Here is a 14,645-nt window from a genome sequence, read left to right on the forward strand (position 1 = left end):
ATGCTGGACCTGATCATCGCTGGGGGCACGGTCGTCGACGGCAGCGGTGCACCCCGCTTGCGCGCTGACGTGGGTGTGGCCCAGGGCCGCATCACCGCCGTGGGCGACCTGCGCAGCCAGCCGGCCCGGGCCCACCATGACGCCACAGGCCGCATCGTCTGCCCCGGCTTCATCGACGTGCACACGCACGACGACCGGTTGCTGCTGGGCACGCCGCACGGCCCCCACCCCAAGCTCACCCAGGGCGTGACCACGGTGGTCACCGGCAACTGCGGCATCAGCCTGGCGCCACTGCTGAGCGCCACCACGCCCCCGGCCCCGCTGGACCTGCTGGGCGCCGACGACTGGCGCTACGCGCGCTTTGGGGACTACCTCGATGCGCTGCAGGCCGCCCGCCCCGCGCTCAATGCCGTGTGCCTGGTGGGCCACTCCACCCTGCGCGTGCGCCACGTGGCCGATCTGGAGCGCCCCGCTACGCCGTCAGAGGCGGCCCGCATGGCGGCCGACCTGGCAGACGCGCTGGATGCGGGGGCCAGTGGCCTGTCCACCGGGCTGTACTACCCGCCAGCGCGCGCGGCCACCGCCGAAGAAGTGATAGCCGTGGGAGCCCCTCTCACCGCAGCGCGCGGCATCCTCACCATGCACCTGCGCGATGAGGCCGACGCTATCGACGACGCGCTGCGCGAGGCCCTGCACATCGGCCGCGCCCTGGGCGTGGAGGCCGTGCTCTCGCACCACAAGCTCATCGGCCAGCGCAACCACGGCAGGTCGGTGCAGACCCTGGCCGCCGTGGACGCGGCCGCCGCGCACCAGCCGGTGTGCATGGACTGCTACCCCTACAACGCTTCATCCACCATGCTGCTGGCCGCGCGCGTAGGGCAGTCCAGCGAAGTATTGGTCACCTGGTCGCGCGGCGACCCCAGCGCCGCCGGTCGCTCGCTGTTCGCTCTGGCGCGCGAGCGCGGCTGCACGCCCGAGGCCCTGGTGGAGCAGTTGGCACCCGCTGGCGCGGTGTACTTCGCCATGCACGAGGACGATGTGCGCCGCATCCTGGCGCACCCGCTCACCATGGTCGGATCGGACGGACTGGCCCACGACGCCGTGCCCCACCCGCGCCTGTGGGGCACCTTCCCGCGCGTGCTGGGGCACTATGCGCGCGAGCAGCGCCTGTTCCCGCTGGAGACCGCCGTCTACAAGATGACCGGCCTGAGCGCACGCCGCTTCGGCCTGGCGGACCGGGGAATGATCGCGCCTGGGTATGCAGCCGACATCGTGGTCTTCGACGAGGCCCACGTGGCCGACCGCGCGAGCTTCGAGCATCCCACCACCCCGAGCATTGGTATCGACGCAGTCTTCGTCAACGGCCACCTGGCCTGCGAGCAGGGGCGCACGGTGCATGCGCATGCGGGGCAGGTGCTGCGGCGGCAGCAAGGTCAGTCCGCTTTGCCTGCACCACAGGGCCAGATGGGTTGAAGAATGCGAGCGAAGCCTTCGCTCCGCACTCGCGGTCCAGGGACAGCCTCAGTGGGACTGCCTCGCCCCCAGCAGCCTCTGCACCAACTCCGTCCGGTTATGCACCCCGAACCGCTCGAATAGCGCATCCACATGGGTGCGCACCGTCGAGTAGCCAATCCCCAGCTCGGCGGCGATCTTCTTGTCGGGCCAGCCCGCGCACAGCGCCTGGGCGATTTCGCGGGCGCGGCCGTTGAGGCCTTGCCAGGGGTCGGGTGAAGCGGGTACAGGTGCGACCGGCGCCGTGTCCGCCGGCCGCGCGCCCAGCCGCCGCAGCGCGCCGGTGAACGCCGGCTGCACCAGCCGCAGCAGGTCCAGCGTGTCGCGGTCGAACGGCCCGCGCTGGCGGCTGCGCCAGATGCGCAGGTCACCGAGGTTGCGCCCGCCGTCCCAGGCAAAGAGGTTCACGCCGTGGTGCAGGCCGTCGCGGGCCAGGAAGTCGTTGAAGAACTCGGTCTTCATCAGTTCCTGCTGGGGCAGGATCTGCGTGACCAGGGTGGGCTCGCGGCGCTGGCGCAGTTGGTGGGTGATGGGGTCGCGGTACTGGTAGTACGCCTCGTACGCCTGCAGGTTGGCGTCGTCCATGTGGATGGAGGCGCGGTCGCCAAAGCGCTGGGCGCCGTCGTCCCAGGCGTACGAGGCGAAATGGTCGGCCTGCAGCAGGGCCAGCAGGTCGCTGCCCACGGCCAGGCGCAGCGGGGCGCTCGCCGGGAGTTCGGCAGCCTCCAGCCGGCCCATCAGGCGGGACAGCATTTCTACGCGGGCGTGGCTCAGGTACATGGCGGGAGGGTGCGAGGCTTAGGCACAGCGATGGTGCTGGCCTGCCCGCTACTGTAGGGACATCACTGCCCGCATTCAAGAGCTGTGCCAGGCTCGCTTTCCCTTACACGATCTCGCTCTGGGTCTCGGTATCGGCCAACAACCTGGCCATGCCCCCGCTGACGAAAACTGGCGCGGCAAAGGCCAGTGCCCCCGCGCAAGGGCCGCCCCGCCGCGCTGGGGGCGTCCCACTCCCGACTCGCGCAGCGAGGCGAGAGAGGGGGAAGGCGCGAAGCGACTCAGGGGGTGTCAATCCTATGCCGTGCGCAATCCGCCGGCCGCTCGGTCACGGGCACCGGGCAGCGGTTGACCTCGAACGGCGACATGGAAAGCAGCGTGGTGAGCGCGCTCGATGCGATGGTCACCAGCCAGAACACGAAGAAGGCGATGGTGTAGACGCCCTCGCGCGACAGGGCCAAGGGCTGGCCGAACCAGTGCATGTCCTGTGGGTCCACGAAGGCAAAGACCAGCATTTCCAGCACGCCGGCCGTCAGAAAGGCGGGCCAGGCGATCCACATCAGTCGCTGCAATCTCATGGGCTTGTCTCCTTGTTACGGTTTTGCCTTCAATCGGCTAACGTCGTTGGGGAGCCTTGCCGTGCTACAGCACTGTCTGCGGCTCCCCGCCTAGTTATCCGATCGAATTCAAAACCGCTTTGCTCGTTGGGTGTTTCGTTGTTTGGAGGCTGCGCCGCTTTCAGCGCGGCCTGTCCTGCTCGGGCGTGGCCGCATGGTTGCGCGCCTTCATGGCGGGGGCCAGGCTGCTGGGGTTGTCCTCCAGCGTCTTGTTGATCTCGATGCCTTGCTGGTAGTAGTCCTCCGCCACCACGGGGTCGGGGCGGGCGATGGCGATCCACAGCGTGGCGAAGCCCGCTACGACGACGATGGCCGGGCCGGAAATGACCAGCCAGACATGGCCGAATTTCCACCAGGGAGCAGACGCGGGGGTGGCAGCGGGCGGTGCGGCGACGGAAGGGGATGGCATGGGGTACTACTCCTGACGGACAAGGACAACAAAGGGGCGGCAGCGTCTGGCGGGCACGGTCAGCGCGGCACCAGGAAGACCGACTTCTCGGTGACATGGCCCCCGCCACCCAGGGCCTCGATCTCGAACTGCACGGGATGCGAGCCGGGCGTGGCAGAGCCGTACGGGATCTGCAGGCGCACGGCCACCCAGCGCGATTCGGCGGCGCCAATCTCGACTTCGGCCTCCGACGCCACCGTGAGCCCATCGATCCCGTGCGCGCCGATGCGGTAGCGCTGGCCGGCCTCGGTGGCGTTCATGATCTGCAGGCGGTAGATGTTCTCAAGCTGCCCACCCGCGACGATGCGCGAGAGCGCGGCACGGTCGCGCACCACGTCGACCTTGAAGGCGGTGCGCAGTGCCAGGCTGGCCGTGAGCCCCACGCACAGCGCGAGCAGGATGGCGCTGTAGATGAGCACGCGGGGCCGCAGCACGCGGCGCAGCATCTGCGCGCCGCTCCAGCGGGCCGCCACGGCGTTCTCGGTGGCATACCGGATGAGGCCGCGCGGGTAGTGCACCTTGTCCATCACGGTGTTGCAGGCGTCCACGCACAGGCCGCAGCCGATGCACTCGTACTGCAGGCCGTTGCGGATGTCGATGCCCACGGGGCAGACCTGCACGCACAGCGTGCAATCGATGCAGTCGCCCAGACCCTTGGCCTTGTGGTCCACGGTCTTGCTGCGCGGGCCCCGGGGTTCGCCACGCGCCAGGTCGTAGCTGACGACCAGAGTGTCCTTGTCGAACATGGCGCTCTGAAAGCGTGCATACGGGCACATGTATTTGCACACCTGCTCGCGCATGTAGCCCGCATTGCCATAGGTGGCAAAGCCGTAGAACAAAACCCAGAAGATCTGCCAGCTGCCCTGCAGCGCCAGCAACTCGGCACCCAGTGCGCGGATGGGCACGAAATAGCCCACGAAGGTGAAGCCCGTCCACAGCGCCACGCTGATCCAGAGGAACTGCTTGACCGACTTCTTGCGGATCTTCTCCCAGGTCCAGCCACCGGCATCCAGGCGCAGGCGCGCGCTGCGCTCGCCCTCCACCTTGTGCTCGATCCACATGAACATCTCGGTGTACACCGTCTGCGGGCAGGCAAAGCCGCACCACAGGCGCCCCGCCACCGTGGTGAACAAAAACAGCGACATCGCGCTGATGATGAGCAGACCGGTGAGGTAGATGAAATCCTGCGGGTACAGCACCAACCCGAACAGGTAGAAGCGCCGTGCGCCCAAGTCGAACAGCACCATCTGCCGCTCGCCCCACTGCAGCCAGGGCACCACATAGAACACCAGCTGCGTGAGGGCCACCATGGCCCAGCGCCAGCGGGCGAAGGTGCCGCTGATGGAGCGCGGGTAGATCTTCTTTTGCGCCTCGTACAGCGACACGACTTCGGCCGCTGAGTCGCTGCTGCCCCCAGGGGCGGCAGCGACCGGGGTGATGGGAATGACCTTGCGGGCAGGCCCGCTGGGTGGCTTCATGGCAGTTCTCGAATAGGGGGCCGATCGCAATGCCCTTTGGGGCATGCACCGGCCGGCGCGCTACGGCCCCGCCGTATGGCGGCGAAGCCTTTGCGCCAGGGTTCAGGTCACACGGTCATCGCGCGGCGGCTGCAGCGCCGTTGTTGGAGAGGCTCCACACGTAGGAGGCCAGCACATTGATCTGCGCCTCGGTCAGCTTCTCGGCCTGGGCGGGCATCTGGTTGGTCTTGCCGTTGTTGATCATGGCGGTGATGGCGGCTTCGCCCCAGCCGTGCAGCCACACGTCGTCGGTGAGGTTGGGGGCGCCCAGGGCCTGGTTTCCCTTGCCGTCCATGCCGTGGCAGGCGGCGCAGGCGGCAAACTTGGACTTGCCCAGCGATGCGCGCAGCGAGTCGTGCGGGCTCTTGGAGAGGCTCAGCACGTAGTGCGAAAGGTTGCGCACGTCCTCGGGCGAGCCCACGGCGGCCGCCATGGGCGGCATCACGCCGATGCGGCCCTGCGCGATGGTCTCGCGGATCTTCTCGGGTGCGCCGCCGTGCAGCCAGTCGGCATCGGCCAGGTTGGGAAAGCCCTTGCTGCCGCGTGCGTCGGAGCCGTGGCACTGCGCGCAGTTGTTCATGAACAGGCGCTCGCCAATGGCGTGGGCCTGCGGGTCGCGCGCCATGTCCTCGGGCTTCATGTCGGCAAAGCGGGCGTACAGCGGCGCCAGCTCGGCCTTGGCCTTGTCCATCTCGGCCTGGTACTCGCCCAGCTGCGTCCAGCCGAGCTTGCCGGCAAACGTGCCCAGGCCCGGGTAGGCGGCCAGGTAGGCCAGGCCGAAGACGATGGTGATGACGAACAGCCACACCCACCAGCGCGGCAGGGGGTTGTTCATCTCGACCAGGTCTTCGTCCCAGACGTGGCCCGTGGTGTTGTCAGCGGTGGCCATGACCTTCTTGCGGCCGGCCATCCACAGCAGCAGACCGCAGGCGACGATGCCGCCCAGGGTCACGGCGGTCACGAAGACCGACCAGAAATTGCTGGTGAAGTCACTCATGGGGTGCTCTCTTGTTCATGTGGTTGTCGTTGTTCTTGAGGCAGGCAAGGTCACTCGTGCTCGAAGGGCACGCGGCCCGCTTCGTCGAAGCGGTCCTTGTTGCTGCCCAGGTAGGCCCAGACCCAGATGCCGATGAAGCACGCAAGGGAAGCCAGAGTGGCGACGATGCGCATGGTGGTGATGTCCATTTCAAACTCCTTACTTGAGCGCGCGGCCCATGACCTGCAGGTAGGCCACCAGGGCGTCCATCTCGGTCTTGCCCTTGAGCTCGGCGGCCGCGTCGGCGATCTGCCCGTCGGTGTAGGGCACGCCCACGGTGCGCAGTGCCTTCATGCGGGGGGCTGCAACGGCAGTGTCGACGGGTGTCTTCTCCAGCCAGGGATAGGCGGGCATGTTCGACTCGGGCACCAGGTCGCGCGGGTTGGTCAGGTGGATGCGGTGCCACTCGTCACTGTACTTTCCGCCCACGCGGTGCAGGTCGGGGCCCGTGCGCTTGCTGCCCCACTGGAAGGGGTGGTCGTACACGAACTCGCCGGCCACCGAGTAGTGGCCGTAGCGCAGCGTCTCGGCGCGGAAGGGGCGGATCATCTGCGAGTGGCAGTTGTAGCAGCCCTCGCGGATGTAGATATCGCGCCCGATCAGTTGCGTGGCGGTATAGGGCTCCACGCCCTTGACGGCCTCGGTGGTGGACTTCTGGAAGAACAGCGGCACGATCTCTACCAGACCGCCGATGGCGATCACCAGCAGGATCAGCACGATCATCAAAAAGTTGTTGGTCTCCACCTTTTCGTGGCTGAAACCGGTGGTCGCGGGGGTCTTGTTGTCAGACATGGATGAAAGCTCTCCGTACGTGCTGCTCAGGCGTGGGCAGCGTGCACTGCAGGGATGGCGACCTTGACCGAGCGGCCGGCGATGGCGGTGGCCCACACGTTCCAGGCCATGACCAGCATGCCGCCCAGGTACAGCAGGCCGCCGAGCACGCGCACCACGTAGAAGGGGTAGGTGGCCTTGACGCCTTCGACGAAGGTGTAGGTGAGCGTGCCGTCGGGGTTGATGGCGCGCCACATCAGGCCCTGCATGACACCGGCGATCCACATCGCGGCGATGTACAGCACGATGCCCACGGTGGCCATCCAGAAGTGCAGCTCGATGGCCGGCACGGAGTGCATCTTCTCGCGGCCGAACAGGCGGGGAATCAGGTAGTACAGCGAGCCCATGGAGATCAGGCCCACCCAGCCCAGGGCGCCCGAATGCACGTGGCCCACGGTCCAGTCGGTGTAGTGGCTCAGGGCGTTGACGGTCTTGATGGACATCATCGGGCCCTCGAAGGTGGACATGCCGTAGAACGACAGCGACACGATCAGAAAGCGCAGGATGGGGTCGTCACGCAGCTTGTGCCAGGCGCCCGACAGGGTCATCACGCCGTTGATCATGCCGCCCCAGCTGGGCGCCAGCAGGATCAGCGAGAACACCATGCCCACCGATTGCGTCCAGTCGGGCAGCGCGGTGTAGTGCAGGTGGTGCGGGCCGGCCCACATATAGGTGAAGATCAGCGCCCAGAAGTGCACGATGGACAGGCGGTAGCTGTACACCGGGCGGCCGGCCTGCTTGGGGATGAAGTAATACATCATCCCGAGGAAGCCGGCGGTCAGGAAGAAGCCCACCGCGTTGTGGCCGTACCACCACTGCACCATGGCGTCCTGCACCCCGGCATAGGCCGAGTAGCTCTTCATCCAGCCCGCAGGCACCGCGGCGCTGTTGACCAGGTGCAGGATGGCCACGGCCAGGATGAAGGCGCCGAAGAACCAGTTGGCCACGTAGATGTGGCGCACCTTGCGCATGCCTACGGTGCCGAAGAACACGATGGCGTAGGACACCCAGACCAGCGTGATAAGGATGTCGATGGGCCATTCGAGTTCGGCGTATTCCTTGCCCGAGGTGTAGCCCATGGGCAGGCTGATGGCCGCCGCCAGGATCACGAGCTGCCAGCCCCAGAAGGTAAAGGCCGCCAGCGGTGCGGCAAATAGCCGCACCTGGCAGGTGCGCTGCACCACGTAGTAGCTGGTGGCAAACAGCGCACAGCCGCCAAAGGCGAAGATGACGGCGTTGGTATGCAGTGGCCGCAGGCGCCCGTAGCTGAGCCACGGAATGCCGAAGTTGAGTTCAGGCCAGGCCAGCTGGGCGGCGATGATGACGCCCACCAACATACCCACCACCCCCCATACCACTGCCATGATAGAAAACTGCCGCACGACCGTGTCGTTGTAGTGCGCAGCAGCTGTGTTTTGCGTTGAATCCATCGGGCACCTCTTTGTGTTGCATTGAGTTTCTTGCAGCACAGCCCGGTGGGTATTGACGCATGTCAATCATTCCGGAGAATGCGCTCGCCCTCTTGCTCCACGCTCTCGAACTGGCCGCGGTACACAGCCCACCACAGGCCGGCCAGGATCAGCAGCACCAGCACCACGGACAGGGGGATCAGCAGGTACAGGATGTCCATCACACGGTCTCCAGCGCGGTCCTGGGCAGCGCACAAGCAGCGTCTTGCCCAGGCCTCGCCTCCCCCACCAGCCGGGCCAGGCGCGAGGCATTGAGCACCACCAGCAGCGAGCTCAATGCCATGCCCAGCCCGGCCAGCCAGGCGGGCATGTAGCCGAGTACCGCGAGCGGCACGCACAGCGCGTTGTAGGCGGCCGCCCAGCACAGGTTCTGGCGCACCACGCACAGCGTCTTGCGTGCCAGCAGCAGCGCCTGCAGCACCAGCTGCAGGCTGCCGCCCAGCACCACGAAGTCGGCGCGCGAGCGCGCCAGCGGCACGGCGCTGCCGAAGGCGAAGGACACGTTGGCCCCGGCCAGCACGGGGCCATCGTTGAGCCCGTCGCCCACCATGGCGACCTGCCGGCCCTGCGACTGCAGTGCCTGCAGCGCCGCGAGCTTGCCCCCTGGCGAGCAATCACCCTGCGCGTGCGCGATGCCGGCCTGCGCAGCCACGCGCTGCACCGACGCCATGCGGTCGCCCGAGAGCATGTGCACGGCCACGCCTTCGCGCTGCAGCGCCTGTACCACGTCGCAGGCCTCGGGCCGCAGGCTTTCGGCCAGGGTGAAGCGGGCCAGTTCGGCGACGGCGCCGGGCTCATCGGTTTCCTCAGACAGCACCACCTGCAGGGCCGCGCTGTCGGCGCCCTGCCCTGGCCCCACGCCCGCATGGCGCGCAGAGCCCAGGCGCAGGCGGCGTGGGGCCAGCGCGCCGGTGGTGTCGATCACGCGGGCGGTAAGGCCTTGCCCCGCTTCTTCCAACACCTCCGTGGCGGCCCAGCGACCGGCGTCGCCATCCGCCGCCGCGCACAGGGCGCGTGATGCGGGGTGCATGGACTGGCGCGCCAGGGCGGCGGCCAGCGCCAGGGCATCGTGCTGCGCCAGGCCGGTGATGGTGTGCACGCCCTGCAGGGCCATGCCGTCGCGCGTGAGCGTGCCGGTCTTGTCGAACACGAGGGTGTCCACCGCCGCCAGGGCTTCGAGCCCCTGCAGGTTGCGCACCAGCAGGCCATGGCGTGCCAGGGTGCCGGCAGCGGTGAGCATGGCCACCGGCGTGGCCAGCGACAGCGCGCAAGGGCAGGTGACGATGAGCACCGCCACCGCCACCATCAGCGCATGGCCCGGATCGCTGGGCCACCAGTACGCAGCGGCCAGCACGGCGGCGAGCAGCACGGCGATGAGAAAGGGCCGCGCCACGCGGTCGGCCAGTTGCGCCAGGCGGGGCTTTTGCAGCGAGGCGCTTTCCATCAGCGCCACGATCTGCGCAAAGCGCGTGGCGCTGCCTGTGCCCTCCACGCGCACCTGCACCGCCGCCTGCAGGTTGTAGCTGCCAGCCACAACGCTGCTGCCCAGCGGGCGCGCCACGGGCGTGGATTCGCCGGTGAGCAGGGCCTCGTCGGCCTGCGTGCTGCCCTCGGTGATGCGGCCATCGGCCGGAAAGGCCTCGCCCGGCAGCACCCGGATCACATCGCCCACCGCCAGGCGGCGCGTGGCCACACGGGTGAAAGCGCCATCGGCACCGCGCCGCTCCACGCTGTCGGGCAGGCGGTTCATCACCGCCTCCAGCGCGCCGGCGGTGCTGTCGCGCAGGCGCAGCTCCAGCCAGCGGCCGGTGAGCAAGAAGAACACGAACATGGTCAGCGAGTCGAAGTACACCTCCTTGCCGAAGACGCCCGCCGGGTCGAAGGTGCCCGCCGTGCTCACGGCAAAGGTAATGGCCATGCCCAGCGCCACGGGCAGGTCCATGCCCACACGGCGCAGGCGCACGTCGCGCAGCGCGCTGGCGAAGAAGGGGCCGCAGGCAAAGCACACCACCGGCAGCGTGATGACCCACGAGGCCCAGCGCAGCAGCGTCTCCATCTCCTGCGACAGATCGCCCGGCTGCGCCACATAGGCGGGCCACGCGTACATCATCACCTGCATCATGCAAAAGCCCGCCACCAGCCAGCGCCACAGCGCGCGCCGGCTCTCTTGCTGGCGCTGGGTGCGTGCGAACGCATCCATCGCCGGCAGCGCCTGGTAGCCCGCACGGGCCACGGCGGCCATCCAGGTGGAGGGCAGCACCTGCGCGGGCTGCCACAGCACGCGCGCACGGTGCGTGGCGGCACTCACATCGGCCTGCAGCACGCCAGGCACGCTGCGCAGCGCGTCTTCGATGCTGAGGGCGCAGGCCGCGCAGTGCATGCCCGAGAGCACCACATGCGACTCCCAAGCGGGCGCGTCCCCAGGGGCGGACTCCACCGGCGCTCCGCGGCGGTCGCAGGGGCGGCCAAAGGAAGACCACTCCTGCGGATCGTCGAGCAGTGTGGCGTGCAGCTGCTGTGGCGAGGCCACCGGCGAGCTTGCATCTGCGGGGCTGGGGGTGGCATTTGACATGGCTCAAGCCTATCGCCGCAGCCCGGTTGGCTTGTTGACCTGGATCAAGGCGGGGAACATCATGGCCCTTACGCTTGCACTATCTACAAGCAAGGAGACCACCATGTACCAACGCATCCTGATCGCCACCGATGGCTCCACCCTGTCCGACAAGGCGGTGGACCATGGGCTTGGACTGGCCGAACTGACATCGGCCACCGTCATCGCTCTCAAGGTGGTGCCGCGCTACCCGCGCAGCTACTTCGAAGGCGGCATGCCTGTGGAGATGAGCGACGTGAAACGCATCGAGCAGCAGTGGAACGATGCCGCACAGGCCATGGTCGATGCCGTCAAGGCGCGCGGTGGCGCACGCGGCATCACAGTGAAGGCCGTGGTCCACAAATCCGACCTGGTGGCCGAGGCGATCATCGCGGCGGCCAGGAAGCACAAGGCGGATCTGATCGTGATGGCATCGCATGGGCGCAAGGGGGTCAAGCGGTTGTTGATGGGGAGTGAGACGCAGCATGTGTTGACCCATTCGCACATTCCTGTTTTGGTGTTGAGGTAGCTTGCTGTCGGTGGTTGCCGTTTGCTTTTACCGAAGGCGGAGGCCGGGGTGTGCGCCCGGCGGCGCACCTACTGTTCTTTTGCTTCGCCAAAAGAAAGTAGGCAAAGAAAAGGCGACCCCGCTGCCCGTGTCCCCCTCGCCCGGGGGCGAGGGGGCAGCCTGCGATGCTCGTTCCTGGGGTGACGCCGAAGAACTCCCTGCGCTGCCTCTGCGAGGCAGCTCCGGTCAAACAGCTTCGGCGAGCCAGACAACGAGGCGCGTGTCCTTCGGCACGCGCTCACCCCAGGCCCTGCGCTTCTCGGCACGGTCAGAAGGGGGTGGGAGCGGGCTCCATACGGGCCATTGCTTCGCTCGGCCTGATGGTCCGTCGCTGCGCTCGGCTCGCCAGGGCGATCGTGCCAGTTTCGTCGGCAGCGCGCAGCGCGTAACCGACACCCGGCGTAGCTGCGAAGCAGCAGCCGAGTGGTACCCGCTCCCCACCCCTGCTGGCTGCGCCGAGAAGCGCAGGAGCTGGGGTGGGCGTGTGTGCCGAAGGACACACACGCTTCGTCATCTAGCTTGCCGATGCTGTCTGAGCGGAGTTCACCCGCAGGGGGAACGCAGCGAGTTCATCGGCACCACCCAAGCTCCGAGCATCGCAGGCTGCCCCCATCGCCCGGCAGGGCGATGGGGGACGCAGACTGGGGGTCGCCTTTTCTTTGCCTACTTTCTTTTGGCGACGCAAAAGAAAGTAGGTGCGCCGCCGGGCGCACATCCCGGCTCCCGCCCTCAAACCAAGCATGCAGCAACAACAACCAATGAAACGAAGAACACCTACCTCCGCTTCCGCCCCGGCTTCACCGCCGGCCCCTTGATCAACGGATCATCCAACACCTTCAACAAACACTCCCTCAACCACCGGTGCGCCGCATCCGCGCTGTACCGCGGATGCCACGCCATGCGCGTAGTGTCACTCTGCAACGGCAACGGCAACGCAAAGACTTCAAGCTTCAGTGACGGAGACATACCCCGCGCCACCCGCTCAGGCACACAGGCCACCAGCTCCGACCGCGAAGCCGCGATCAGCGCCGCAAAGGCACTGGGCACCTGCAGCGCCACCAGGCGCGCCAGGCCCAGCGCGGCCAGCGCATCGTCCAGCGTACTGGGCTCACCAGGCCGCAGCGTCACGCCCACATGGCGCACAGCGGCCAGGCGTGCCGGGGTCAGCGGCTTGGCGAGCAAGGCATGGCCTGCGCGCGCAGCACCCACCAGTTGCTGCTGCGACAGCTCCTGCCACTCCACCTCGGGGTCGCGGCTGCGGAACACCCCCACGTCCAGGTCCACCCGTCCCTCGCGCAATGCGGCGGGATCGCTGTGGCTCTCGGCCAGAAACTGCAGGCTGGCCAACGGCATCTCCTGCGCAAGCGCTTGCGACAGCGCCGCGCCGTAGACCACGGCCATGCCCTCGGGCGCGCGCACCACAAAATGCCGTCGCACCTGCGCCAGGCCGCCCGGCCCCTCACCCGGAGACTGCAGCGCGCGTGCCTGGGCCAGCAGTTGGCGCACGGGCTCGGCCAGCGCCAGGGCGCGCGGCGTGGGCACCAGCTGGCGGCCCGCGCGCACCAGGATGGCATCGCCGAACACCTCGCGGATGCGGGCCAGCGCATGGCTCATGGCCGGGGTGCTCAGGTGCACGCGCTCGGCAGCAGCCGTCACACTGCCGGTGGCCAGCAGCGCGTCGAGCGCGACCAGCAGGTTGAGGTCATACGTTTTCATGCCGTGCAACTGTATGTTCAGATCATTGCACTGTACAGAACCATGCAGCGCCGCGACACTGCCGGCCATGACGACATCCAACCCCGTGCTTGCCACGCAGCCGCCTGAACTGGCCCAGCCCCGCTCCACAGCCTTGCCCCTGCTCGCGCTGATGCTCATGCTGGTGCTGGCCGCGCTGGACCAGACCATCCTCTCCACCGCCCTGCCCTCCATCGCCCGCGACATGCCGGGCAGCCTGCCGCCGGCCTGGACCTTCTCGGCCTACCTGCTGGCAGCCACAGTGGTGATTGCGCTGTATGGCCGCCTGGCCGACGTGCATGGCCGCAAGCCCATGCTGCTGCTGGCCATCGGCCTGTTCCTGCTGGGCTCGCTGGCCTGCGCGGCCAGCCAGAGCATGCTGCAGCTGGTGCTGGCACGCGCGCTGCAGGGCGCGGGCGGCGGGGGGCTGATGACGTTGACCATGCTGACCGTGGCCGCCATGTTTCCGCTGGCAGAGCGCGGGCGCTACCAGTCCCTGCTGGGCGCGGTGTATGGCGTGGCCACCATGTTCGGGCCGCTCACGGGCGGCTGGCTCACCGAGCACCTGTCCTGGCGCTGGGCCTTCGGGCTGAACGTGCCGCTGGCGCTGGTGGCCTTCGGCATCCTGGCGGCCACGCTGCGCGGCCAGGCCCGGGGCCCGCGCACGCCCATCGACCACCTGGGCGCGGTGCTGCTCACCGCTGCACTGTGCAGCGCCCTGTTGATGACACAGCACGAGCGTCTGCAGTTGCCCGACTGGCTGTCGGCCGCCGTGCTGGGCACCGTGTGCGCGCTGTGCACTGTGGCCTTCGTGCTGCGCCAGCGCCGGGCCGCGCACCCGCTGGTGCCGCTGTCGCTGTTCGGCCGGCCGGTGTATGCGGCGGCGTCCATGATCGGACTGGTCACCGGCGTGGCGCTGTATGCGGCCGTGGTCTTCATGCCCGCCTACCTGCAGACCGCCCTGCACCTGGCGCCCACCACCGCTGCCTGGCACCTGTTGCCGCTGATGGCGGGGGTGACGGCTGCCGCCATCGGCAGCGGCCGCCTGCTGCGCGCCCGCGTGCCGGCCCGCAACCTGGGCATGGGCGCCAGCGCGCTGGTGGTGCTGGGCTTCGTGCTGCTGTCCGCCGCCATGCAATGGGCGCCCGCGCAGCCGCTGGTGCTGTCGGCCTGCCTGCTGCCGCTGGGCATGGGCATCGGCCTGCTGTTCCCCATCATCACCATGGTGTCGCAGCGCGCATCGCCCCTGCAGCTCATGGGCATCGCCACGGCCGTGCCGGTCATGCTGCGCAGCCTGGGTGGTGCCGTGGGCGTGGCGCTGCTGACCACACTGTTCGCCGAGGTGCTGCACACGCTGGTGGCCGGGCACCACCCCGAGGCCATGGCCAGTGCCGGACCGCATGCGCTGCAGGCCGTGTGGGCCTGTGCCGCCGCAGTCGCCGTGCTGGGCGTGGTGGCCTGCCGCTGGTTGCCCGATGCGCCGATGGAACAGCAGGCGCAGCCAGTGGTGAACGCCGGCCCCGCCGGCATCCGCGCTACCGCCTGA

14 protein-coding genes are annotated in these 14,645 nt (G+C 68.3%); 3 read left to right on the forward strand and 11 right to left on the reverse strand.

From position 1 onward, the window contains the following. Nucleotides 1–1,473 (forward strand): N-acyl-D-amino-acid deacylase family protein, encoded by a 1,473-nt coding sequence (locus ACSQ3Y_RS23965; protein ID WP_436179121.1) that lies wholly within the window; start codon nt 1–3, stop codon nt 1,471–1,473. 48 nt (nt 1,474–1,521) lie between these two features. On the opposite strand, the gene ACSQ3Y_RS23970 is transcribed toward ACSQ3Y_RS23965, so the two are convergent. The 10 genes from ACSQ3Y_RS23970 to ACSQ3Y_RS24015 all read right to left on the reverse strand — a co-directional run bounded on the left by ACSQ3Y_RS23970 (nt 1,522) and on the right by ACSQ3Y_RS24015 (nt 10,779). Further along, entirely contained in the window at nt 1,522–2,292 is a 771-nt protein-coding gene (locus ACSQ3Y_RS23970) for a helix-turn-helix transcriptional regulator (protein WP_436179122.1), read from the reverse strand. A gap of 278 nt (nt 2,293–2,570) precedes the next feature. Next, entirely contained in the window at nt 2,571–2,867 is a 297-nt protein-coding gene (locus tag ACSQ3Y_RS23975; RefSeq protein ID WP_057206384.1) for a hypothetical protein, read from the reverse strand. Nucleotides 2,868–3,027: 160 nt separating this feature from the next. After that, nucleotides 3,028–3,315 carry a FixH family protein gene (locus ACSQ3Y_RS23980; protein WP_436179123.1) on the reverse strand — a complete coding sequence of 96 codons (288 nt, stop codon included), beginning with the start codon at nt 3,313–3,315 and terminating at the stop codon, nt 3,028–3,030. A 59-nt stretch (nt 3,316–3,374) separates the two neighbouring features. Then, nucleotides 3,375–4,832 (reverse strand): cytochrome c oxidase accessory protein CcoG, encoded by a 1,458-nt coding sequence (gene ccoG, locus ACSQ3Y_RS23985; RefSeq protein ID WP_436179124.1) that lies wholly within the window; start codon nt 4,830–4,832, stop codon nt 3,375–3,377. A gap of 115 nt (nt 4,833–4,947) precedes the next feature. Then, a complete protein-coding gene (gene ccoP, locus ACSQ3Y_RS23990) occupies nt 4,948–5,868 on the reverse strand; it encodes a cytochrome-c oxidase, cbb3-type subunit III (RefSeq protein ID WP_057206391.1) in 921 nt (306 codons plus the stop codon). Between the two features lie 50 nt (nt 5,869–5,918). Beyond that, on the reverse strand, nt 5,919–6,056 hold the full coding sequence (locus tag ACSQ3Y_RS23995) for a cbb3-type cytochrome oxidase subunit 3 (RefSeq protein ID WP_007860005.1): 138 nt from the start codon (nt 6,054–6,056) through the stop codon (nt 5,919–5,921). Between the two features lie 10 nt (nt 6,057–6,066). Further along, entirely contained in the window at nt 6,067–6,699 is a 633-nt protein-coding gene (ccoO, locus tag ACSQ3Y_RS24000; protein WP_057206395.1) for a cytochrome-c oxidase, cbb3-type subunit II, read from the reverse strand. A 26-nt stretch (nt 6,700–6,725) separates the two neighbouring features. Beyond that, the gene (gene ccoN / locus ACSQ3Y_RS24005) at nt 6,726–8,168 is read right to left on the reverse strand and encodes a cytochrome-c oxidase, cbb3-type subunit I (RefSeq protein WP_057206397.1); all 1,443 of its coding nucleotides are present in this window, start codon (nt 8,166–8,168) and stop codon (nt 6,726–6,728) included. A 62-nt stretch (nt 8,169–8,230) separates the two neighbouring features. After that, nucleotides 8,231–8,368 (reverse strand): cbb3-type cytochrome oxidase assembly protein CcoS, encoded by a 138-nt coding sequence (gene ccoS / locus ACSQ3Y_RS24010; RefSeq protein WP_007860012.1) that lies wholly within the window; start codon nt 8,366–8,368, stop codon nt 8,231–8,233. Then, nucleotides 8,368–10,779: a heavy metal translocating P-type ATPase gene (locus ACSQ3Y_RS24015; protein WP_436179125.1), complete on the reverse strand. Its 2,412-nt coding sequence runs from the start codon at nt 10,777–10,779 to the stop codon at nt 8,368–8,370. Before ACSQ3Y_RS24015 ends, ccoS begins: the two co-directional genes overlap by 1 nt. 103 nt (nt 10,780–10,882) lie before the next feature. Here ACSQ3Y_RS24015 and ACSQ3Y_RS24020 point away from each other — a divergent pair, with 103 nt between their 5' ends. Further along, complete coding sequence (locus tag ACSQ3Y_RS24020; protein WP_057206401.1) at nt 10,883–11,326, forward strand: universal stress protein; 444 nt, start codon at nt 10,883–10,885, stop codon at nt 11,324–11,326. An 813-nt stretch (nt 11,327–12,139) separates the two neighbouring features. On the opposite strand, the gene ACSQ3Y_RS24025 is transcribed toward ACSQ3Y_RS24020, so the two are convergent. Further along, nucleotides 12,140–13,081, reverse strand: coding sequence for a LysR family transcriptional regulator (locus tag ACSQ3Y_RS24025; protein ID WP_436179126.1), 942 nt, complete (start codon nt 13,079–13,081; stop codon nt 12,140–12,142). A gap of 67 nt (nt 13,082–13,148) precedes the next feature. Here ACSQ3Y_RS24025 and ACSQ3Y_RS24030 point away from each other — a divergent pair, with 67 nt between their 5' ends. Next, nucleotides 13,149–14,645 carry an MFS transporter gene (locus tag ACSQ3Y_RS24030; RefSeq protein WP_436179127.1) on the forward strand — a complete coding sequence of 499 codons (1,497 nt, stop codon included), beginning with the start codon at nt 13,149–13,151 and terminating at the stop codon, nt 14,643–14,645.

This window comes from Acidovorax sp. LjRoot66 (assembly GCF_964253305.1).
Taxonomy (GTDB): domain Bacteria; phylum Pseudomonadota; class Gammaproteobacteria; order Burkholderiales; family Burkholderiaceae_C; genus Acidovorax.